Origin of the sequence: Ruoffia tabacinasalis (assembly GCF_005864045.1) — a bacterium.
Classification (GTDB): domain Bacteria; phylum Bacillota; class Bacilli; order Lactobacillales; family Aerococcaceae; genus Ruoffia; species Ruoffia tabacinasalis.
The window spans coordinates 13,988-35,510 of sequence record NZ_VBSP01000019.1 but is presented as its reverse complement, the minus strand read 5'-3'; the positions used below and the strand labels follow the sequence as shown (position 1 = coordinate 35,510).

Annotated in this window: 18 protein-coding genes; 16 read left to right on the top strand and 2 right to left on the bottom strand. The window is 38.2% G+C overall.

Going from position 1 to position 21,523, the window contains the following annotated elements; genetic code table 11:
- Positions 1-9 precede the first annotated feature (9 nt).
- The 10 genes from FEZ33_RS06600 to arcA all read left to right on the top strand — a co-directional run bounded on the left by FEZ33_RS06600 (position 10) and on the right by arcA (position 13,188).
- Positions 10-1,227, top strand: coding sequence for an acyl-CoA dehydrogenase family protein (locus FEZ33_RS06600; protein WP_138404611.1), 1,218 nt, complete (start codon positions 10-12; stop codon positions 1,225-1,227).
- A 97-nt stretch (positions 1,228-1,324) separates the two neighbouring features.
- On the top strand, positions 1,325-2,572 hold the full coding sequence (locus FEZ33_RS06595) for a thiolase family protein (RefSeq protein ID WP_138404610.1): 1,248 nt from the start codon (positions 1,325-1,327) through the stop codon (positions 2,570-2,572).
- A gap of 90 nt (positions 2,573-2,662) precedes the next feature.
- Entirely contained in the window at positions 2,663-4,711 is a 2,049-nt protein-coding gene (locus FEZ33_RS06590; RefSeq protein WP_138404609.1) for a 3-hydroxyacyl-CoA dehydrogenase/enoyl-CoA hydratase family protein, read from the top strand.
- A 35-nt stretch (positions 4,712-4,746) separates the two neighbouring features.
- The gene (locus FEZ33_RS06585) at positions 4,747-6,258 is read left to right on the top strand and encodes a class I adenylate-forming enzyme family protein (RefSeq protein ID WP_138404608.1); all 1,512 of its coding nucleotides are present in this window, start codon (positions 4,747-4,749) and stop codon (positions 6,256-6,258) included.
- Positions 6,259-6,379: 121 nt separating this feature from the next.
- Positions 6,380-7,714 carry a GntP family permease gene (locus FEZ33_RS06580; RefSeq protein WP_138404607.1) on the top strand — a complete coding sequence of 445 codons (1,335 nt, stop codon included), beginning with the start codon at positions 6,380-6,382 and terminating at the stop codon, positions 7,712-7,714.
- A 307-nt stretch (positions 7,715-8,021) separates the two neighbouring features.
- Positions 8,022-9,632: a peptide ABC transporter substrate-binding protein gene (locus FEZ33_RS06575; RefSeq protein ID WP_138404606.1), complete on the top strand. Its 1,611-nt coding sequence runs from the start codon at positions 8,022-8,024 to the stop codon at positions 9,630-9,632.
- Between the two features lie 10 nt (positions 9,633-9,642).
- Complete coding sequence (locus tag FEZ33_RS06570; protein ID WP_138404605.1) at positions 9,643-10,809, top strand: M20/M25/M40 family metallo-hydrolase; 1,167 nt, start codon at positions 9,643-9,645, stop codon at positions 10,807-10,809.
- A gap of 161 nt (positions 10,810-10,970) precedes the next feature.
- Complete coding sequence (locus tag FEZ33_RS06565) at positions 10,971-11,582, top strand: AzlC family ABC transporter permease (RefSeq protein WP_138404604.1); 612 nt, start codon at positions 10,971-10,973, stop codon at positions 11,580-11,582.
- Positions 11,572-11,880 carry an AzlD domain-containing protein gene (locus FEZ33_RS06560; RefSeq protein WP_171031310.1) on the top strand — a complete coding sequence of 103 codons (309 nt, stop codon included), beginning with the start codon at positions 11,572-11,574 and terminating at the stop codon, positions 11,878-11,880. The genes FEZ33_RS06565 and FEZ33_RS06560 overlap by 11 nt, the downstream gene beginning before the upstream one ends.
- 75 nt (positions 11,881-11,955) lie before the next feature.
- Positions 11,956-13,188: an arginine deiminase gene (arcA, locus tag FEZ33_RS06555; RefSeq protein WP_138404602.1), complete on the top strand. Its 1,233-nt coding sequence runs from the start codon at positions 11,956-11,958 to the stop codon at positions 13,186-13,188.
- Positions 13,189-13,589: 401 nt separating this feature from the next.
- On the opposite strand, the gene FEZ33_RS06550 is transcribed toward arcA, so the two are convergent.
- Positions 13,590-13,889 carry a YkvA family protein gene (locus FEZ33_RS06550; RefSeq protein WP_138404601.1) on the bottom strand — a complete coding sequence of 100 codons (300 nt, stop codon included), beginning with the start codon at positions 13,887-13,889 and terminating at the stop codon, positions 13,590-13,592.
- A gap of 206 nt (positions 13,890-14,095) precedes the next feature.
- Here FEZ33_RS06550 and FEZ33_RS12430 point away from each other — a divergent pair, with 206 nt between their 5' ends.
- The 5 genes from FEZ33_RS12430 (at position 14,096) to FEZ33_RS06530 (ending at position 18,744) form a co-directional block, all read left to right on the top strand.
- Positions 14,096-14,272, top strand: a complete 177-nt coding sequence (locus FEZ33_RS12430; protein WP_171031309.1) for a hypothetical protein — start codon at positions 14,096-14,098, stop codon at positions 14,270-14,272.
- Positions 14,273-14,547: 275 nt separating this feature from the next.
- Positions 14,548-15,276 (top strand): CHAD domain-containing protein, encoded by a 729-nt coding sequence (locus tag FEZ33_RS06545; protein ID WP_268951508.1) that lies wholly within the window; start codon positions 14,548-14,550, stop codon positions 15,274-15,276.
- 7 nt (positions 15,277-15,283) lie between these two features.
- Positions 15,284-16,276, top strand: a complete 993-nt coding sequence (locus FEZ33_RS06540; protein ID WP_328590774.1) for a YhdH/YhfP family quinone oxidoreductase — start codon at positions 15,284-15,286, stop codon at positions 16,274-16,276.
- 629 nt (positions 16,277-16,905) lie between these two features.
- Complete coding sequence (manA, locus tag FEZ33_RS06535) at positions 16,906-17,859, top strand: mannose-6-phosphate isomerase, class I (protein WP_138404598.1); 954 nt, start codon at positions 16,906-16,908, stop codon at positions 17,857-17,859.
- Positions 17,860-17,880: 21 nt separating this feature from the next.
- The gene (locus FEZ33_RS06530; RefSeq protein WP_138404597.1) at positions 17,881-18,744 is read left to right on the top strand and encodes an ROK family protein; all 864 of its coding nucleotides are present in this window, start codon (positions 17,881-17,883) and stop codon (positions 18,742-18,744) included.
- Between the two features lie 34 nt (positions 18,745-18,778).
- On the opposite strand, the gene FEZ33_RS06525 is transcribed toward FEZ33_RS06530, so the two are convergent.
- Positions 18,779-19,663: a MurR/RpiR family transcriptional regulator gene (locus FEZ33_RS06525; protein ID WP_138404596.1), complete on the bottom strand. Its 885-nt coding sequence runs from the start codon at positions 19,661-19,663 to the stop codon at positions 18,779-18,781.
- A gap of 209 nt (positions 19,664-19,872) precedes the next feature.
- Here FEZ33_RS06525 and FEZ33_RS06520 point away from each other — a divergent pair, with 209 nt between their 5' ends.
- Entirely contained in the window at positions 19,873-21,267 is a 1,395-nt protein-coding gene (locus tag FEZ33_RS06520; RefSeq protein WP_138404595.1) for a 6-phospho-beta-glucosidase, read from the top strand.
- Positions 21,268-21,523 lie beyond the last annotated feature (256 nt).

Genomic DNA, 21,523 nt, shown 5'->3' with positions numbered 1-21,523 from the left:
GGACTAATAATGGTTAAAGAGTCAAGAGCAGATAAGGATTTTCAAGAAGAAAAGTTTTTTTATTCAGATTTATATAACTATTCATCAAAATTAACAGAGGGTGAAAAAGAAGTTTTAGCTGAATTAGAAGAAGTATTAAAAAATGACTTACACCCTGTATTAGCAAAGCATTGGCATGATGCGACGTTCCCATTAGAAGAAGTACAGAAAATTTTAGACTTAAATTTAATGGACGATCCTCGTCTATTAGAAGGCCGCGAAGATGGTTATATTTCTCAATTATTCCGTGGATTCCGTTCGTATACCATTGCAAAAACTGACCCAGTTTTAGGAACGTTCTATACACAAAATGGTGGATTATACCATGAATGTGTTCGTTTAGGTGGTAGTGAAGAACAGGTAGCAGAATTAATGCCAGGTGTCCGCTCTTTTGATAACTGGGGAGCATTATGTATGACAGAGCCAGATCACGGATCAGACGTAGCTGGAGGAATGGCAACAACTGCAACACGTGACGGTGATACGTGGACACTAAACGGTCACAAAAAGTGGGTTGGAGGCGCATCAATTGCTGATATGTTAGCAATATTTGCACGTGATACTGAAGATGGTCAAGTTAAAATGTTCTATATTCCACGAGAAACAGAAGGAGTAGAGACCTTTGTTACACCAGAGAAAGCATTTTTCCGTTCGATGCCAAATGCGGAGATTATTATGAAAGATGTAAAAATACCTGAGTCTCAACGTGCTCAAAAGATTAACTCATGGAAAGACGTTGCTAAAATCCTTCGTAATACACGCTCAGACGTAGCATGGTTACTAGCTGGAGCAACAGCAGGAGCATTTGAAGCTGCATTAAAATATACACGTGAACGTGAACAATTTGGAAAACCAATTGCTAGTTTCCAATTAATTCAAGAGAAATTAGCTCGTATGGCAATGAACGCACAAGCAACATTAGCCTTTGCTTACCGTTTAGCTGAGCAACAAGAAGAAGGTATCTATAAAGAAGAAGCGTCATCAATGGCTAAGTTACATAATGGATTAAGAGCAAGAGAAACAGCAGCATTAGCTAGAGAAGTTGCTGGAGGAAATGGCTTATTACTTAAATATGATATTCCAAGATTCTTCGCTGATATTGAAGGTATGTATACATATGAAGGAACACATGAAGTGAATTCATTAATCATTGGACGTTACTACACAGGTATCGGGGCATTTATTTAAGCCATTAAGACTGACATTTAAAGCCTTGTATATGTTCGTTATACAAGGCTTTTCTTAAAAAATAATCGAATCATTGTACTAGGAAAGGGAGAAAAACATGTTAAAGCAAAAACAAGAAGAAATTGTAATCGTTGGAGCAGCGCGTACACCTGTAGGAGCATATTTAGGAGACTTAAAAACAGTTCCAGTTGAAGACTTAGGAGTTATCGCATTAGAAGAAGCAATTAAGCGTGCTAATGTAGCTAAAGAAGATATTCAAGAGGTTATTGTTGGACACGTTACAGGGTCACAAACAACGAATAACTTGGGGAATATTATCGGAATCAACGCCGGCTTATCTAAAGCCATGACAGGGATGACAATTAATCGAATTTGTGGATCAGGTATTCAATCTGCCGTTTCTGCAGTACAAGAATTATTATTATCGAACAAAACGATGGTTGCCGCTGGAGGAGCAGAATCTTTATCTCGAGCTCCATTCTACTTACCAGAATCAGTTCGGTACGATGGATTTAAAATGGGAGATCAAACTCTTATTGATGCTAACTTAGAAGGACACCGTTCTGCATCTGGTAAAGATTCTGGAGTTGGGCATATGGGTAACACTGCTGAGAACGTAGCGCGTAAGTATTCAATTACACGTGAACGTTCAGATGAATTCGCCGTTGAGTCTCAACGTAAAGCAGCTAAAGCTTTAGAAGATGGGCGCTTCGCTCAGGAAATCGTTCCAGTTGATGTACCAGGTCGTCGTGGGAAAGTTACAACTGTAGAAACAGATGGTCACCCTCGTCCAGGTACAAGTATGGAAAGTTTAGCTAAGCTAAGACCAGCTTTTGAAAAAGAGGGCGTTGTAACAGCAGGAAATGCATCAGGATTAAATGACGGTGCAGCCTTCGAAATCTTTACAACACAAACAGTTGCAAAAGAGAAGGGTCTAGAAGTTATGGCTCGCGTTGTAGATTACCAAATCTCAGGATGTGAACCTGAATTTATGGGGTTAGGACCAGTTTATGCGATTAATGACTTGTTAGAACGTCAAGGTCTTGATCTACAAAAAGATATTGATGTTTTAGAAATTAACGAAGCATTTGCTGCTCAAACAATTGGATGTCTAATTGAATTAGGCATTGAAGAAGATTCAGACTTCTACAAGAATAACTTTAATCCACATGGTGGTGCAGTAGCATTAGGACACCCATTAGGTATGTCTGGTGCACGTATTATTACATCGTTATTATATGAATTTAAAAACCGTCCAGAAATTCGCTATGCTATCGCATCTGCATGTATTGGTGGAGGACAAGGTATTGCATTGTTATTAGAGAATGGAAACTACAAGAAATAATCAAGCGCTATATTAGTTTGGCTTTCGAATAGAGGGTCAAACTATATATTTTAAAAATAAATAGCGAGGCAAAATTATAGGAGTGAGAATATGACTGAGAAATTTACAGCTGCGATTATTGGTGCCGGAACAATGGGATCAGGCATTGCTCAAAAAATAGCTCAAGAAGGTATCCCAGTAACATTAGTGGATGTAACTCAAGAGCAAGTAGAAAATGGACTTCAAAAGATTAAAGATATGCTGCATGAAGGAATTGAACGTGGCGTATTTAATGAAGCTTATGTAGAAAAGACATTAAATTTAATTACACTGACAACAGATTATAAGGATTTAAAAGATGTTGATTTTGTTGTTGAAGCAGTATTTGAAGATATGGACGTTAAGACTGCTGTATTGAAACAATTAGATGAAGTTTGTAAGCCAGAAGCAATCTTAAGTTCAAATACATCAAGTTTTTATGTCCGAGACTTAGCTAAAATAACGAATCGCCCCGACCGTTTTATTGGGATGCACTATTTCTTCCATCCGGCAAAAAATCGTTTGTTAGAAATTATTTCGCATGATGGAACTAGTGAAGAAACTGTAGCGATTGCGAACAAGTTTGCGGATTTACATAATAAAACATCAATCATCGTTAAAGATTCACCAGGTTTTGCGGTTAACCGCTTCTTCGTCCCCTGGTTAACTGAAAGTGTGCGTTTATATGAAGAAGGTGTTGCTAACAAAGCAACGATTGATAAAGCAGCCGAGAAGACCTTCAAAATTAGTATGGGACCATTCACTTTAATGAATGCTTCTGGTATTCCAATTGCGTATCATTCTGCTAATACTTTAGCTGCAGAAATTAGTGAATTCTATGCTCCACCAAAAACATTAGCTGACCAAGTAGAAGCGAATGAGTTCTGGGATGTGGAAGATGGTGAAGTGGATGAATCTAAATTCGATATCATTGCAGAACGCTTATTAGCAACATCGATTGGTGCAGCAACGGCATTAGTTGATGAAGGGATCGCTTCGATTGAAGATACGGACCGTGGAGCTGTTGTTGGACTTAGATGGAAGACAGGTCCATTCCAATTAGCAAATAAATACGGTGTTAAGTACATTTACGATATTGTAAAAAAATTAAGCGATTCTAGACCTGGTTTCCCAGTAGCTGGAATATTAAGTAAGCAAGCAGAATTGGATGAGCCATTCGACTTCAATTTTATCGATTATAAAGTGGCTGATGGGATTGCAACGATTACAATTAATCGACCTGAAGCGATGAACGCTTTGAACCCTACAGTTGTTGGACAATTAGAAGACACATTTAATAAAGCTGAAGCAGATGATACCGTCAAAGCGATAGTATTCCGTGGTGCAGGGAAAGCATTTGTAGCTGGAGCCGACTTGAAGTTCTTCCTTGACGGAGCAGTGAATGATAAAGTTGAAGATATTGTTGAATTTACAGCAAAAGGACACAAATTGTTCCGTCGTATGGAAACATCTGACAAATTAACGATTACAATTTTAGATGGTTTATCACTAGGTGGGGGCTCTGAATTAGCATTATCTACCCAAGCTATTATCGCAACAGATAAAGGTTCATTCGGATTCCCAGAGAGTGGTTTAGGAATTTATCCAGGTTATGGTGGAATGTTACGATTCAATAAACATTTAGGTAAAGAATTAACTAAATACTATGTATTAACAGGACGCGGTATTACAGCTCAGCAAGCTCATAAATTAGGAATTGTATCTAGTTTAGTGAAGCCAGCTGAAATCAACCAAGCGATTAGCGATTTAGTTGAAGCAGGACAATTTGATAAGTACGCTGATCGTGAAATACCTACAGATTACCAAGAAATACTAACAGCCTTTTCGGATGAAAATATTGAAAAAACATTAGCAGGTGAAGCTGCTGATGGTGTATCTGAAGAGTTTGCACAAAAGACTGCGAAAACGATTGGTTATAAAGGACCAAATTCAGTTAAAGAAATTAAACATATTATTGATGAGCAAACTAAATTATCCATTGATGATGGTATCGATTATGAATTATCACGCTTATCTGACATATTTAAATCTGAAGAAGCTTTAGTAGGCTTAAAAGCAACGATTGCTGGAAAACGCGCAGATTTCAGTCAGTTTAAATAGATGTATAAAAAATAAAATAAGGAGGATTCGTTGCAATGAAAATTGATTGGTTAGCTGGAAGAGCAAATTTAACACCAAACCGCAATGCTGTTGTGGATCCGAAATTTAATAGAAAATGGAGTTATGAACAGTTAAATCAAAGAGCGGTTAACTTAGCTGTGTATTTAAGACAACAAGATGTAGGATACGGTGATCGGGTAGTTCTCATTGCTCAAAACAGTATAAGTCATCTAGATTTTCTCTTTGCTTGTACTAAACTAGGCGCGATATTTACGCCTATAAATTGGCGATTAAAAGAAAATGAATTAATGTCTATACTTAATGATAATCAACCAGTGATTCTAGCATATGAATCCGACTTTAGATATCCATTTTATTATCAAACTGAACATTTTAGACTCATTGACGTGGATAGTATTAAATACGATATCATTGTAAATAATGATGAAGTAAAACAATTTGAAAACTATCCTGTTCAGCAAGAAAATCCTGCTGTTATTATCTATACGAGTGGTTCAACGGGGCAGCCGAAAGGGGCTATGATTAGTCACCGAGCTATGATTAGCAATGCATTGAATTCTTTACCAAGTTGGGGAATAACGAAAGATGATCGAACGATAACAATCACGCCTATGTTCCATACAGCCGGATTATTTAGCTTGGTTACACCGCTGTTAATGGCTGGAGGTGAGCTTATTATTCAGCCGACATTTGAAGCAACACTCACTTTTGAGTTAGTGAAAGAATATCAACCAACGAAAATTTTCATGGTTCCAACAATGTACTATGATTTAATGAATACACAAGAAATAGATATCTCTGAGATGACATCAGTTGATTTATTTGTATCTGGAGGCGCACCGATGTCAAGTGATGTCTATGATGCTTTTAATAATGCCGATTTACCTTTGATTGATTCATATGGTTTAACAGAAGCTGGACCAAATAATTTTTGGATAGCACCAGCAGAAGCTTCTACAAGAAGAGGATCTGTTGGAAATCCCATTATGTTTAGTGATATTTTACTCGTTGATGAAGCAAATGAAGAGGTAGCTCCGGGTGAAATTGGTGAGTTACTTATTGCAGGGAATCATACGTTCAGTGGTTATTGGAATAATGAAGAAGCTACCAAAGAGGCATTTTTTAATAATTATGTTAGAACCGGTGACTTTGCGAAAGTGGATGGAGAAGGTAACTATTCTATTGTTGGTCGTAAGAAAGAAATGATTATTTCTGGAGGCGAAAATGTCTATCCATCTGAAGTAGAAGAAGTGGTTGTTCGCCATCAGTCAATTCATGATGTTGTTGTTGTAGGCTACCCAAATAAAAAATGGGGAGAATCTGTAGCTGCAGCTGTCATACTCAATGAACCGGGTATAGATGTAGAAGCTGTTCTAGGTGAATACTGCAAAGATCGATTAGCCATTCATAAGGTTCCAAAGTTTTACTTAGAATTCAATGAATTTCCGAGAAATTCAGTTGGTAAAATCGACAAACCTAAAATTACTAAGATGATTCTAGAAGCAGTTGAAGGACAGAAAGTTTAAGCAATTCATAGAATATGAAGGTAAAATGATGCGTTTAATTTTAATTAGAACAAATAGGGGTTGATATAGATATGACTCTTCAATCCCTGCTTGTTTTGAAAACTAAATAAGGAGGTTTCTGATGGAAACCCTAGGAATTTTAGGTATTGTAGTTGCAATTATAGCTATTATTGTGATGGCTGTTAGAGGTTTACATATTGTTATTGCGGCTCCACTTGCCACATTAATCGTTATTTTAACGAATCGGATGGATATTTTTGCTAGTCTAATAGGACCAGAACAATCTTATATGGCTGGGTTAGCTGGCTTCTTAATTAATAACTTTGCTATCTTCTTGTTGGGGGCGATATTAGCCCAGTATATGGAGAAGAGTAATGCAACGATCTCCATTGCTAATTTTATTTTAAGCAAAGTTGGGCTTAAAAATAAATACGCAGTAATGGTAGCGCTATCATCGATTGCTGCTATATTAACCTATGGTGGAATTAGTTTGTATGTGGTGATGTTCGCGCTTGTACCATTAGCTAGACCGATATTCAAACGAATGGATATTAACTGGGAACTATTCCCGATTCCATTATTCTTCGGTATGGCGACATTTACTATGTCAATGTTACCTGGAGCACCATCTGTTCAAAACGCCGTCCCTACGACTGCTTTAGGAACAACATTAACATCTGCTCCTCTCTTGAGTATCGTAGCAACTATCGTGATGATTTTGTTTGGACTTGGTTATATGAAATTTGAGCTAAATAAAAGCATTCGAAAAAACGAAACATTTTACAGTTACTTAGGAGATAGTAAGCAAGCTGATTTGCCTGAAGAAGCTGAAGTGAATGAAGGTAATTTACCAAGTGTTATGTTGAGTTTAACGCCAATTATTAGTTTAATTGCGATTATATTAATCTTTAGTAAAGTACCACATATTATCTTAATTGCATTAACAGTAGCTATTATCTTAAGTGCAGTGTTATATAATAAGTACATTGAATCTCAAAATACTGTGCTTAGTAATGGTGCGGCCGGATCAGTTATGCCAGCCTTCTCTACATCGAGTTCGGTGGCTTTCGGTTCCGTATTAACGAGTGCCTCAGGATTTGCTATTATCCAAGATATGATTATGGCTATACCCGGTAATCCTATTATCGGCTTAGCTGTCGCATCATCATTACTCGCAGGTATAACGGGATCATCTTCTGGTGCGTTAGGTATTGTAATGGAAAGTTTTGCGCCTAATTACTTAGAAATGGGAATCAGTCCTGAACTTATTCACCGAGTTGCTGTTATAGCATCAGCGACATTAACGGCAGTACCACAATCTGGTGTAACAATTACGTTCAATAACTTAACAGGTTTATCAATTAGACGCGGATTTAAACACCAATTTATTATTATAAACGGTGGACATTTACTTGCACTGATTGCTGTATTGATTGTATCGGCGTTATTATATTGAAATCAAATGAGTATATATCTTGTTAATTAAAATAAATGTGGTATATTATAATCAACAATAACCAACGAAAGGACGAATCCAAATGAATTCTTTAACACAATTACAATTGAATCCATTTACAGTAAGCTTCTGGTGGAGTACAACTCCATCTGTGTGAAGCTTGATTCGTCATGCTCGCATAGATTTAAAAATCTATGCGAGTTTATAGGATAATAGTCTATTATTATCTATTTTAGAGAACCCGCTTAGATTTTTTTCTAGGCGGGTTTTTCTTTGGAATTGAATAATAATAATAGAGGGTGGAAAGATGAAACGTAAAATTGCTTATGGAGTGAGTCTATTAGTGCTCATTGGTCTTGTTTTCTCGGTTGCTACTTCGACGGAGACGACTGCAACAGAATCGGAACAGATATTGAACTTAGCAACAGCGAATGAACCCGTAGTTGATCCGGGATTAGCAACGGATAAAAATTCAGTCGCATTAATTGCGAATATCTTTGATGGGCTGACACGTCCGACAATCGAAGGGGATGTAGAACAAGGTGTTGCTCAGAGTTGGGATGTCAGTCAAGATCAATTAACTTATACGTTTCATCTGAGAGAATCCAACTGGAGTGATGGGACACCTTTAACTGCTAGTGACTTTGAATATGGATGGAAAAGGGTTTTGAATCCCGAGCTTGCCTCACCTGGTGCAGGTGAACTTTATATCATCGAAGGAGCAGAAGCTTATCATCAAGGTGAAGGGGCAGTTGAAGAGGTTCAAGTCGTGGCAGTGGATAACCTAACGCTGGAAGTGACATTAACTGAAACAATGCCACAGTTTTTAGAGCTTACGGGTAGATTACCAGAGCTATACCCGATTCCAGAACAGATTGTATCCCAGCATCCAGAGTGGGCTCAAAATGCTAGCGAATTATTTATCAATAATGGACCTTTCATGCTAAGTGAATGGAATCATCAAAGTGATTACACGATTGAGAAGAATCCAAATTACTGGGACAGTGATACGGTTCGACTTGATAAGGTATATGTTCAAGTCGTGGAATCTATGGCGACGGCTAATACGATGTATTTAAACGGTGACTTAGATTACTTAGGGATGCCTTTCCATACGATTTCACCTGAGATGATTGATATACATAAAGAATCAGGTGATTTAAACATGTCAGATATGGCAGCTTTTTATAATTATGCAATGAATACAAATGACCCTCATTTATCGAATGTTAATATTCGAAAAGCGCTCGCCTTGGCCGTGGACCGACAAGGGCTAATTGCTAATGTGACAAAAGCAAATCAAACAGCAGCATTGCGAATTGTTGGGCCGACCGCAACAAACGCGACTCAAGATGTAGCATATATTGAGGATGCTGACTATGATCAAGCGCGTAATCATCTAGAAAAAGGATTAGAAGAGTTAGGTTTAAGTGAACCAAGTGAATTACAACTTTCGATGTCAACCAATGTCAGCGAAGAACATTCAGCGGTCGCACAATTTGTTCAAGCTGGATGGAAAGAAGAGTTAGGTATCAACGTTGAGATAGAGACGACAGAATTTCAAGTTCATTTATCTAATATGAGTGAATTGAATTACCAATTAGGTCGACGCGGAGAAGGTTATGAATATTCTGATATCGCATCATTTTTAGAGCAATATTATTCGACAAACAATGGACGTAATCATACCGGCTGGGAAGATGAGAATTATCAACAACTAGTCGAAAAAGCAAGAGTAGAAACCGATTTAGAAAAACGAGAAGACTTATTATTAGAAGCAGAAGCGCTTTTTGTTGATGCCATGCCTATTGTTCCTTTGTATTTTTATACAAATGCATTTGTCGTTGGAGGTAACGTACATAATATGGAGATGGATACGATTGGTGTGATTCAGCTTAAAGATGTTTATGTAGAATAGGAGCAGTTCAATGAAAACACTATACAAACAAATTACAGACTATTTGACAGCGCAGCATGAAGAGATGGTGTCGCTGCTTAAACAACTCGTTAATATTGAAAGTGGGCCGGATCAACCTGAAGGTGTTGACGCCATTATAGAAATTTTTAAGCAAGAATTTGATCAACTTGGGCTAGTGTCTCGCACGGTTGAGATGGAGTATGCTGGTAGTACGATTGTCAGTATTTATACACCTGAAGATGTTGAAAACGACGCACCAATTGTATTAAGTGGACACATGGATACGGTATTTCAACCAGGGGTTTTAAGTGAGCATGGTTTTCGAATGGTGGACGACCGCTTTGCTAAAGGTGCTGGCATTGCGGATATGAAAGGTGGATTAGTAATTGCCCTTTATACATTGAAAGCATTAATTCATCTAGGTTATAAGAAACATCCAATCAAGATGTTGTTTATAGGAGACGAGGAAACATTGCACCGCAATTCAAATACGCGTGAGGTCATGTTAGAAGAGTTGACTGGTGCAAGCATGATGTTGAATTTTGAACCCGCTACAGAGCGCGAACATATCGGAGTAAGTCGAAAAGGTGGAGCGATGGTCACGATAGAAGTGGAGGGGATCGGTGCCCACTCAGGGGGCGGTACTGCTACCGGACGAAGTGCTATCGTTGAATTAGCCTATAAAATAATTGAGTTGGAATCTAAAACTGATATCCAACGCGGCAAACTGATTAACTGCGGGCTGATTGAAGGTGGCGTGAGTACCAATACAATTCCCGCTCACGCTAAAGCCAATATCGCTGCGCGTTTTTCTAATCAAACAACCAAAGATGAAATAATCAGAGACCTTGAAGAAGCAGTCGGTAATTCACACATTCAAGACACAACTGCACGTTACGAGATAGAATCTTATCTAGACGCGATGGAATTTACACCGGCAGTCGCACAACTTGCAGATCATTTTATAAGAATTGGATCTGATTGTGGTTATGGAGATTTAATAAAAAATAAAAGTGAAGGCGTGAGTGATGCATCACTTGGGGTTGTAGCTGGAGTGCCGACCTTATGTAGTATGGGGATTATTGGGTCTGGCGCGCATACGTTGGATGAAAAAGCTGATTTAGAATCATTGGTAAGTAAAGCAGTATTAGCAGTCAGCGGTATTATTGCATATTAATAAGAGCTGTTGGGAGCCAAGACTAATTGTCTGGCTTCTTTTATTTTAGAAAAATAGATTGGTGTATTCGGGACAAACTAATTTCTGTATGCGGGTCACTTCACACTAATCTTATCATTCTGAACGAGTCCTAGAATTCTTCGCAATCATAGTCCGAGGCAATTGGCCTTACTCCATTACAAGGATTTTTAAGTGCTTTATTACTAAATGCATCGGCTGGGCAATATGCTGTGTATAGCTTGTTTGAGTCGAATGCACCTTTTGTGGAAGTGGTATTAGTCACGCTTGTTGTGAATGCTCGATACATTTTAATGAGTTTAGCATTGAGCCAACGTGTTCATCCAGATATCCCAATGAGACACCGCTTCTTAATTAGTTTAGGTATTACTGATGAGTTATTCGGACTATCAATAGCGGATAATAAATTCGTTCAATCTTACTACTACTATGGAACGATGACATCACTATTATGGTGGGCGATTGGGAATTTTATTGGTGTCATCGCTGGAAATATACTCCCGTTGAGTATTGTGAGTGCGTTAAGTGTGGCTTTGTATGGGATGTTCATTGCTGCGGTTATTCCTTCAGTAAAAGTGAATCGGACGATTGCTTTTTTCGTTGTTGTTTCTTATGTAGCGAGTTTTACTGCTGATGTTATTGGTCTTGTGGAACGTTTTTCGTCTGGAATCGTGACGATCGTTTTGACAGTAATTATCGCAAGTGTTGCAGCAATTAGATATCCGATTGAAGATGAGGTGATCCATGATGAATAGCGTGTATTTTTATCTACTCCTCAGTGGAGCAGTACTGTATATGATGCGAGTCATTCCAATGACTTTAGCTAGAGGGCAAATTAAACACTCATTTATTCGGTCGTTTTTGTATTATGTTCCATATGTTACTTTATCAGTTATGACTTTCCCAGCTATTTTACAAGTGACGCAGACACCTCTATCTGGACTGGCAGCATTAGTTGGTGCCATTTTAATGTCTTGGCGAGGCGCTAATTTAATTCAAGTGGCAGTCACAAGTTGTATGCTTGTTTTTATCGTGGAATTGATTTTAATTTAAGTGATAGTGTAATCATTTCTCTCTCTTTCATCAAACTGGTAAGATAGCGATATAGCATTAAGAGAGGAAGAGACGATGACTGATAAGACAAGCATGCCAATTCAAGTGTATTCAGAAATTGGTCGGTTGAAACGAGTAATATTACATCGCCCAAGTATTGAATTAGAAAATTTAATTCCAGCTAATCTTGAAGCGTTACTATTTGATGACATACCTTATTTGGAGGCGGCGCAAAAAGAACATGATGCATTTGCTCAAGTATTAAAAGAGAATGGCGTCGAAGTACTTTACTTAGAGAAATTAGCTGCAGAAGCTATTGACAACGAGAATGTGAGAGAAGAATTTATTGAGGAATGGTTGAGTGAATCAGGCTTAGAACCGGGTGCTCATTACCATGCTGTTAAAGAAAAGCTGACAGCGATTGAAGATTCTTATGAGCTGATACTCAAGACAATGACAGGATTTAGAAAAGATGAAGTCAAGGTTGAAGAAGGTACAACTTTGATTGATACTTTGGATAGAGATTATCCTTTGTTAATTAATCCGATGCCGAGTTTATACTTTACTCGGGACCCTTTCGCGACAATCGGGCAAGGAATTTCTTTGAATCATATGTATTCTGAGACGCGCAAACGAGAAACAATATATGGAAAGTATATCTTCCAATATCATCCAGTTGTCAAAGATAACTCCGTCCCTTTGTATTATTTCCGAGATGAATCGACTTATATTGAAGGTGGAGATATCTTAGTGCTATCTGAGGATGTCTTAGCGATTGGGATTTCGCAGAGAACGGACGCGCGTTCTATTGAGAAGCTTGCAAAAAATGTCTTTGAAGATACAGATTACAGCCAAGTGCTGGCTTTTCTCATTGGAAGTAACCGAAAGTTCATGCATTTAGATACAGTTTTTACGATGGTTGATTACGATAAATTCACGATTCATCCTGAAATAGAAGACCAATTAAAAGTGTATACGATAACGAGTCAAGACGGCGAAGTAAAAATTGAAGAGGAAACGGACCCATTAGAAGGGATATTAGAAGCAGCTCTCAACATTGAGAAAGTAACACTTATTCGTTGCGGGGATGATGACCCAGTAGCTGCGGCGCGTGAGCAGTGGAATGACGGGGCCAATACTTTGGCGATTGCACCAGGCGAGTTAATTGTTTACGACCGTAATCCAGTTACAAATGCCTTGCTTGAAGAAGCAGGAATTAAATTACATAAAATCCAAGGAAGTGAATTAGTCCGTGGGCGAGGTGGACCGCGTTGTATGTCGATGCCGATTTACCGAGAGCGGTTTTAATTCATATCACTGGAGTTTGAAATGGTCATTGAACGATTTAATAAAATTCAAACCCATACATTCTTCATCACCATCGTAGCGGGTGAAGATAATGTTGGTGTTTATATACCACATTTAACTTGATTGCTTGGAACAGGTATTTTAATCGGTGTTTTTTTTACAATTGGTATCGCCATAATGTCTGCATTAAATGCACTTTCGATGATTAACGAAATGATTGAAAAATACGTACGAATTATTTTAGTACTTGTATTTACGCCACTAAGTTTTTATATAAAGGTTAAGAATAGAACCTTACAACATATATAGTCCATCTTAGTTTGGAAAATTAAATAATAAAAAACGAGTATAGCCACTGTCATGCAAACAGCAAGCGATACTCGTTTTTATTATAATTGAATTTAGTCATTCACAACTTCTGCATATTTAATATTTTGTTGAGGGTCGACTTTCGACACTCCAGTTTGTTTCTCATAGAAATTATCAAGTAAAGTCATCGCAACCGTAGTTAAGACACCAATTACTGCCGCGTCGTCAACAAAACCTAAGGGACCAAAGATATCTGGCAGGACATCCACGGGGAAGATCGTATAGGCTAGGGCGACACCGACCATACCTTTAATATATAGAGGTGTTTCTTTTTTGAATAAGGCTTTGACAAATTTACCTAAAGTTGTTTTTGAAGTTTTATTTGCTTTCATTAATACACACCCTTTCTTGACTATATACATTATAACGCCAAGGATTGATTCGGATATCAGTCTTAAGGATGATATTTAATTGTGACAAGATTATGCCAAGAAAGTAAGAATTGATTTAAAATACTTTCTCAGAAAAGCGTGATAAAAGATTATACCACAGCATTTATGCTAAAATAACATTAACAAATAAACTGAGGAGGCAAATGATGGCAAAGAAATATATTGTAGAAGATTTTGATGCAAGTGGTGGCGTGTTTAAAACACAAGTGACAAAGCTGTACCAAGAAATTGCCGATTACGCGAATAAAAAAGGTTTAACAATTATTAAAGTCAGTGATATGGATGAGAAAGGCCGTTCTGCGGTCATTTTTGAAGAAATTTAATTACTAAAGTTCGTTTGTGTATAACTATGTGGCACAAGCGGACTTTTTTTAATCAAAATACTTATGCACATGTTGATAATATGCAAATAACTTTTCATTTTATCAACATATCCACACAACACCTGTGCACAGTATATTGTTTTAGCTCTGCGGATGTAAGTGCTATACTTAAGATATCGAAAAACAATTTTAAAAAAATAGAGAGAGGTGAATCGAATGACAAAAAAGTAAAAAATATTTTGCTGGAGCGACGGAGTATCATTGAAGCGCGGTACGTGGATTATTCTAATAATCCTTTTGATAGCGATATAACACATGATTTGCGAGTGAGCATAAGAGAATTGCGTGGTTTATTGAACTTTATCAAACCGATTATCGGTGAAGAGACGTATGATTCAATGAATGCGCCGCTTCGCGAAGCAGCGCAAGTATTTGGACCTATTCGCGAACTCGATGTATTGACTGAATTTACTGAAGAAGTTGCTTTAGAACAACCAGATTTAAGTGAGTATTTTTATGATGCGTTTAATTTATTAGGCAAAGAACGGCGGAAAGAAATGCGTCGCACATTTAACGTGACGAATGTTGAACTAGTCAAAGACGCGTTAACAACCACTAAAGAAACGCTTGAAGAATTAGAGTTGGAAAAAGATTTTGATTGGGATAAATATGTTGCTAAACGCTTAGAGAAAAAGAATGATAAATTGCAAAAAGCGTATGAAGAAGTGGATCTCGAAGATTATGAAACGGTTCATGATATTCGAAAAGATGCTAAGAAAAATCGCTATGCAGCAAAATACTATAAAAATATAACATCCAAAAAAACTAAACCGTATAAAAAAGCAGCTGAAGCCATTCAAGATGAGTTTGGTGAAGTGACTGATGCGCATGTGAATTACGACTTATTAACAGACTTTGCTGATCAGGTTGAGGATAAAGACGTGAGAGAGTTATTCTATCAAATTCGTGATATTGCTCAAGAAAAAATAATAGTCACCGAATAAAAGGAGAATGAAATTGGATTTATTTAAAGCACTCGTTGTACGAAAAGAAAACGACGACGTAAGTTATGAAGTTGAATCAATAAAGCAAGAAAATTTAGACGAAGGTTCAGTTTTAATCAAAGTTCACTATTCATCACTGAATTATAAAGATATGTTAGCTACTCAAGCAAAGGGTGGCGTGATTCGTCGCTACCCAATGATTCCAGGGATTGACTTAAGTGGAGAAATTGTTAAAACGACAGATGAATCATTTGAAGTTGGACAAGAAGTACTCATTACAGGATACGATTTAGGTGTGAATCACACGGGTGGCCTAGCCCAATACGCTCAAGTGCCTTCTGAATGGATCATTCCGGTGCCAGAAAATCTAACTTTAAAAGATGCTATGACTTATGGGACAGCTGGTTTCACAGCAGCCCAATCTGTTCGAGCACTTGAACAGCATGGTATGGATCCGAAATTGGATCAACGAATTTTAGTCACTGGTGCTTCCGGTGGCGTAGGGAGTATAGCCTTAGCCATCCTAGTCAAAGCCGGCTACCAAAACGTTACAGCAATGATCCGTAAAGACTATCAGGAAAAAGTTGTTAAAGATATTGGCGCGCATCAAATCTTATGGGCAGATGATATTGGCGAGAAAAAAGCCCTTGCTTCTCAAAAATACGACTACGTCTTAGACACCGTCGGAGGCGATGTTGCCGCAACTCTCATCTCGCAAATTCAAGAAAAGGGAAGCATGAGTTTATGCGGAAATGCAGCGGGAGTAAAATTAGAAACAACTGTCTTGCCATTAATTCTCAGAGGCATTAACTTACTAGGGATCAACTCAGTCAACGCTTCTCAAGAAGAACGCGAAACAATCTGGAACAACTTGGCGGATTCATGGAATGTTGTTGATAATTTAAACACGAAAACAATTAAACTAGATGACGTTTCTGAAACAATTATCGCCTTAAAAGAAGGCTCACACGTTGGTCGAACAATTGTAGAGATGAATTAGAGATTACATAGAGAACCGTAATTTGAGAAAATTATGGCTCTCTTTTTTTGAAAATGCAACTCAAGCCAAATGGAGTTGCGGTTTGTCTTTAGATAGCTGAACTCAAGCCAAATGAAGTTGTGGTTTGTCTTTAGATAGCCGAACTCAAGCCAAATGGAGTAGTGGTTTGTCTTTAGTTGCCCGAACTCAAGCCAAATGGAGTAGTGGTTTGTCTTTAGATAGCCGAACTCAAGCCAAATGGAGTTGCGGTTTGTCCTGAGTTGTGTGAACTCAAGCCAAATGAAGTAGTGGTTTGTCTTTAGATAGCGGAACTCAAGCCAAATGAAGTTGCGGTTTGTCTTTAGTTGCCCGAACTCAAGCCAAATGAAGTAGTGGTTTGTCTTTAGATAGCCGAACTCAAGCCAAATGAAGTTGCGGTTTGTCTTTAGTTGCCCGAACTCAAGCTAAATGAAATTGCTATTTGACTTGAGCCAGACCTAAATCCCAAGACCTGCTTCCGCCAGCAAAGCGGAAATTAATTAATCATCTTATCCAGTAAATATTTTCAACTCAACAACTATTATGATAATATTAGCAGATGAGAGCGTGTTCGAAATCCAAATATAATTAATGAGAATGGAGCTGTTTTAGTGGAGCCAATTTTTTTAAAACCAGTTTTACAAGAGAAAATTTGGGGTGGCAATAAGTTAGAAAGCGAGTTTAACTTCGATTTACCAAGCGACCGTATTGGTGAAGCCTGGTCAATTAGTGCGCATCCAAATGGCGTTTCGACCATTGAATCGCCGGATGAATTTAAAGGTATGGCCTTTGATCAATTTTACGAAGAGCACCGTGAGTTCTTTGGCGAATTAAATGATGATGTCTTTCCATTATTAGTAAAGATACTTGACGCGAAAGAAGACTTATCTGTTCAAGTGCATCCAGATGATATTTACGGAAAAGAGCACGAAGGTGAATTAGGTAAGACGGAGTGTTGGTATATTATCGATGCTGAGCCTGGTGCGCAAATCGTTTATGGACATAATGCGGAGTCCAAAGAAGAGTTCCAGCAATTGGTTGAAGAAGGGCGCTGGGACGAGTTACTGCGCCGAGTGCCAGTGACGCCGGGCGAATTTTATTATGTGCCACATGGAACGATTCACGCCATTGGTGGGGGTGTCATGATATTAGAAACGCAACAAAGTTCAGACACCACTTACCGCGTGTATGACTACGATCGTACTGACAATCAAGGGAAGCAACGTAATTTACATATCCAACAATCTATTGATGTGTCGCTGATTCCTCATCAAGACCCTGAACAAGTGGCAGATGTGAGCCAACAAGAGGGTGGCGCTATTACGCATTTTCTAACGAATGATTACTTTAAAGTCTTTAAATGGGATGCGACAGGCGACTTAGAAATTCCTGTCTCTAACGCTGTTTATTTAGCAACGGTGATTGAAGGAAGTGGGGAACTCATTGTGAATGGAAAAACCTACCCACTAACTAAAGGCGATTCTTTTGTAACGCCAGCTTCAGCAACCGAAATCCAAATAAAAGGGAATAACTTAACCTTAATCGCATCAAACCCAGTTTATTAATTCAAATAGGAGTGATTAAATATGACATTACTAGGAGCAATTGAAGCAGGTGGCACTAAATTTGTCTGCGCTGTTTCAGATAACGCATTAAATATTATTGAACGAGTGTCGATTCCCACAACGGTTCCGGAAGAAACCATGGAAGCCGTAGTAGATTTTTTTGGAAAATACGACGTCGACAGCTTTGGGATTGGGTCTTTTGGTCCGATTGACGTCAATCCAGATTCAGAAACATATGGTTACATTACGTCTACACCTAAACCAGGTTGGAACCAATTTGATTTTGTAGGCTATTTGAAAAAAGCGTTTGGTAAACCCATTTACTGGACGACCGATGTGAATGCGGCAGCTTATGGCGAGTACAAATTAGGAGCTAGCAGAGATATTCCAAACAGTTTGTATTTAACGATTGGAACAGGAGTTGGAGGGGGCGCGGTCATTAATGGCGACATCTTCAATGGGTATTCTCATCCGGAAATGGGGCACATCAAAGTTCAAAGACATCCAGAAGATACTGGAGAAGGCTCATGTCCTTATCACGGTGATTGTTTAGAGGGACTCGCAAGTGGATCTGCTATCGAGAAGCGATTTGGTAAAAAAGGGATTGATTTACCTAAAGACCATAAAGCATGGGAGTTCACGGCTTATTATTTAGCTCAAGCCTTGATGAATTATTCACTAGTCTTATCACCGGAGCGAATTATCTTAGGTGGTGGCGTAATGAAGCAAGCCCATCTACTACCTATGATTCAAGCAAAATTAGAAGAATTAATGGCCGGCTACTTAGCTTTACCACCGATGGCCGAGTACGTTCAAACACCTGGCTTAGAAGATAATGCTGGAATTACCGGCTGTCTTTTATTAGCTCAGAAAATATTAAATTAAAAAAGCTCAGTAACGACCGACAAATTCGGATCAGTTACTGAGTTTTATTTTCGCGCATAATGTCAGAACTAATGCGACGCGAATCAAAAATTTGTCCGACTTCAATAATATGTTCTAAATTGGCGTCATAATCGTGAGTAAACACTACCGCATAGAGTAAATTTAATAAGTAAATAATTGACGTATTAGAAGTGAAATTCGCTATCTTTGAATAGAGCTTTTCCCGTGTTGTAATATGCAAGGTAACGTCACTCAGTTTAGAAATCGTATTGTCACCAATACTTGTCAGACTAATAATGGATGAGCCGCGTTCACGCAACATGTCAATGCATTTTAACATGACATCATTCTCGCCCGTATAGGAAATGACGATGGCGCACGTGTCTTCTGTTGAATGATAGGCTTCGTAATCAATGTAATGAAATGTAGAAGCAATTGAAACATTCCGATTAATTCGGCGCATTTTAGTGACAAAATCCTGAGAAATCATCGCATTTGTATGACTTCCGAAAATCTTAATTTCTTTGGCTTTGAATAATTTTTCTTGAGCCTGCATTAAATTCTGATAATCTAATAAGGACAGCGTATCTTGAATCGTATTGTGCTCAAGGGAGGCTAGCTTATTGGCTATAGAAAGTAAGTTATCTTGCTTTTCAAATGGGAGGTTTGCATCAATGGAATTATAATTACTATTTAAATAGTGCCATTCCTTTAAAAAAGCTTCTTTTAGATCAGTCCAACCTTTAAAGCCGAGCTTTTTCGCTACTCGAATTAGGCTCGTTGGATTTGTATGAGTTATTTGAGCTAGGGCAGTAGTGGTCATATTTTCCAGTGACTGTGGGTTTTCGGTCATGTAGTCGACTAAGGTTTGTTCGGCATCAGAAAAATGTTCAGACTTCATTTGTTCGATAATTAGCATGATAGTCTCCTAACTTCATTTTATTTAATCATATAGGAATTGAGTGATTTTCACAACATTTAGTATATTTTGTGTCAGCCTTACACAAGGAAAATGTGAAAAGACCATTGATTTGTGACGAGGCATACTACTTGACCTCACGCTGTTGTAAAGGTTTACTTGCAGGGTTAAGCTAACCTTACAAACAAATAGAGGAGGCTATATTTTTTATGGCTAAAGGGATTAAAATTGTAACAATCGGTGGCGGATCAAGCTATACGCCTGAACTCATTGAAGGTTATATTAAACGAAAAGATGAATTGCCAATCGAAGAAATCGTACTGGAGGATATCGAGGCGGGGCAGGAAAAACTGAATATCGTTGGCGAAATGGCTAAGCGAATGATTAAAGCGGCCGGATTAGACTGGAAAGTGACATTAACTTTAGACCGTTTCAATGCCTTAAAAGATGCAGACTTTGTGACGACACAATTTCGTGTAGGGCTACTGGATGCGCGTGTGAAAGATGAACGGATTCCATTGTCACACGGTATTTTAGGACAAGAAACAAATGGAGCCGGTGGGATGCTTAAGGCGATGCGTACAATTCCTGTGATTGGTTCAATTATTGAAGATATGCGACAACAATGCCCAAATGCTTGGTTAATCAACTTCACCAATCCAGCTGGGATGGTAACGGAAGCAGCGATCAATGAATTCGGTTGGGAACGCACGATTGGTTTATGTAATGTCCCGATTACTCACTGTATGGATGTTTCTGAGAAATTAAATGTGGAACAAGCAGAATTAAATTTTCAATTTGCTGGGATTAATCATTTTCATTGGCACCGGGTTTGGGATAAAGCTGGGAATGAGCGCACAAAAGAAGTCATCGATTTGTTATACAAAGAGGATGAGGACGCACCTGATAGCGCACTAAAAAATATTCACGACGCAGGTTATAATGTCGATCAAATTCAAGACTTGGGACTACTACCTTGCGGTTATCACCATTACTACTATTCTGAAGATATTATGTTAGAGCACTCGATTGAAGAATTTAAAAATGGGGAAACGCGTGCGCAAGTAGTGAAAGAAACAGAAAGAAGCTTGTTCGAACTGTATAAAAATCCTAAACTAGATTACAAACCGGATGAGTTAACGCAACGTGGGGGAACATATTATAGTGACGCGGCTTGTGAAGTGATCGCCTCAATCTACAATGATAAACGCACTCAAATGGTTGTTTCAACGCAGAACAAAGGTGCGATTGCTGATTTACCATATAATTCAATTATTGAAGTGTCGGCGGAAATTACATCTCACGGAGCTATGCCTTACAACTGGGGAAGCTCTATGCCAGCAGCTAGAGGGATGTTACAGCTGATGAAAGGAATGGAAGAGACAGTCATTCGTGCAGCTGTTGAAGGAAACTACGGTGCGGCTTTACATGCCTTTACGATCAATCCTTTAGTACCAGCTGGAAATACGGCCAAACGTGTGTTGGATGAATTACTTTACGCGCACAAGGAACATTTACCACAATTTGCTGAAAAAATTAAAGAGATTGAAACAAAACAACCAGATGTGGTTGCGTATGTGGATGAATTAATGAAGTCGAATTAAGTAAATTTGTAGACTTCTGGCGTAGCTATAATCAATTTTATGCGAACCGTTGTGCCAGAATCTAAATGGAAATATGGTCATCAATCATGATTATAGTAGCGTTGAAGACGAAAAATATTTGACTTAAGGAATTGATGTGCTAAAGTAGAGTGAAATAAAATAATATAAAAATATCGCCGGATAGACATTCATTTTTGTACGTAGGCCAACGTGTACAAAATTGGATGTCTATCTTTTTTTATTTTTAAGGAGGAAG

Excerpts from the sequence above, each read along its gene's own strand:
- FEZ33_RS06585 (WP_138404608.1), top strand. The coding sequence starts at position 4,747 with ATGAAAATTGATTGGTTAGCTGGAAGAGCAAATTTAACACCAAACCGC.
- FEZ33_RS06540 (WP_328590774.1), top strand. The coding sequence starts at position 15,284 with ATGAAATTGGATTTATTTAAAGCACTCGTTGTACGAAAAGAAAACGAC.
- FEZ33_RS06590 (WP_138404609.1), top strand. The coding sequence starts at position 2,663 with ATGACTGAGAAATTTACAGCTGCGATTATTGGTGCCGGAACAATGGGA.
- FEZ33_RS12430 (WP_171031309.1), top strand. The coding sequence starts at position 14,096 with ATGGCAAAGAAATATATTGTAGAAGATTTTGATGCAAGTGGTGGCGTG.
- FEZ33_RS06575 (WP_138404606.1), top strand. The coding sequence starts at position 8,022 with ATGAAACGTAAAATTGCTTATGGAGTGAGTCTATTAGTGCTCATTGGT.
- FEZ33_RS06525 (WP_138404596.1), bottom strand. The coding sequence starts at position 19,663 with ATGCTAATTATCGAACAAATGAAGTCTGAACATTTTTCTGATGCCGAA.
- FEZ33_RS06560 (WP_171031310.1), top strand. The coding sequence starts at position 11,572 with ATGATGAATAGCGTGTATTTTTATCTACTCCTCAGTGGAGCAGTACTG.
- FEZ33_RS06580 (WP_138404607.1), top strand. The coding sequence starts at position 6,380 with ATGGAAACCCTAGGAATTTTAGGTATTGTAGTTGCAATTATAGCTATT.
- FEZ33_RS06600 (WP_138404611.1), top strand. The coding sequence starts at position 10 with ATGGTTAAAGAGTCAAGAGCAGATAAGGATTTTCAAGAAGAAAAGTTT.
- arcA (WP_138404602.1), top strand. The coding sequence starts at position 11,956 with ATGACTGATAAGACAAGCATGCCAATTCAAGTGTATTCAGAAATTGGT.
- FEZ33_RS06530 (WP_138404597.1), top strand. The coding sequence starts at position 17,881 with ATGACATTACTAGGAGCAATTGAAGCAGGTGGCACTAAATTTGTCTGC.
- FEZ33_RS06520 (WP_138404595.1), top strand. The coding sequence starts at position 19,873 with ATGGCTAAAGGGATTAAAATTGTAACAATCGGTGGCGGATCAAGCTAT.
- FEZ33_RS06595 (WP_138404610.1), top strand. The coding sequence starts at position 1,325 with ATGTTAAAGCAAAAACAAGAAGAAATTGTAATCGTTGGAGCAGCGCGT.
- FEZ33_RS06550 (WP_138404601.1), bottom strand. The coding sequence starts at position 13,889 with ATGAAAGCAAATAAAACTTCAAAAACAACTTTAGGTAAATTTGTCAAA.
- FEZ33_RS06570 (WP_138404605.1), top strand. The coding sequence starts at position 9,643 with ATGAAAACACTATACAAACAAATTACAGACTATTTGACAGCGCAGCAT.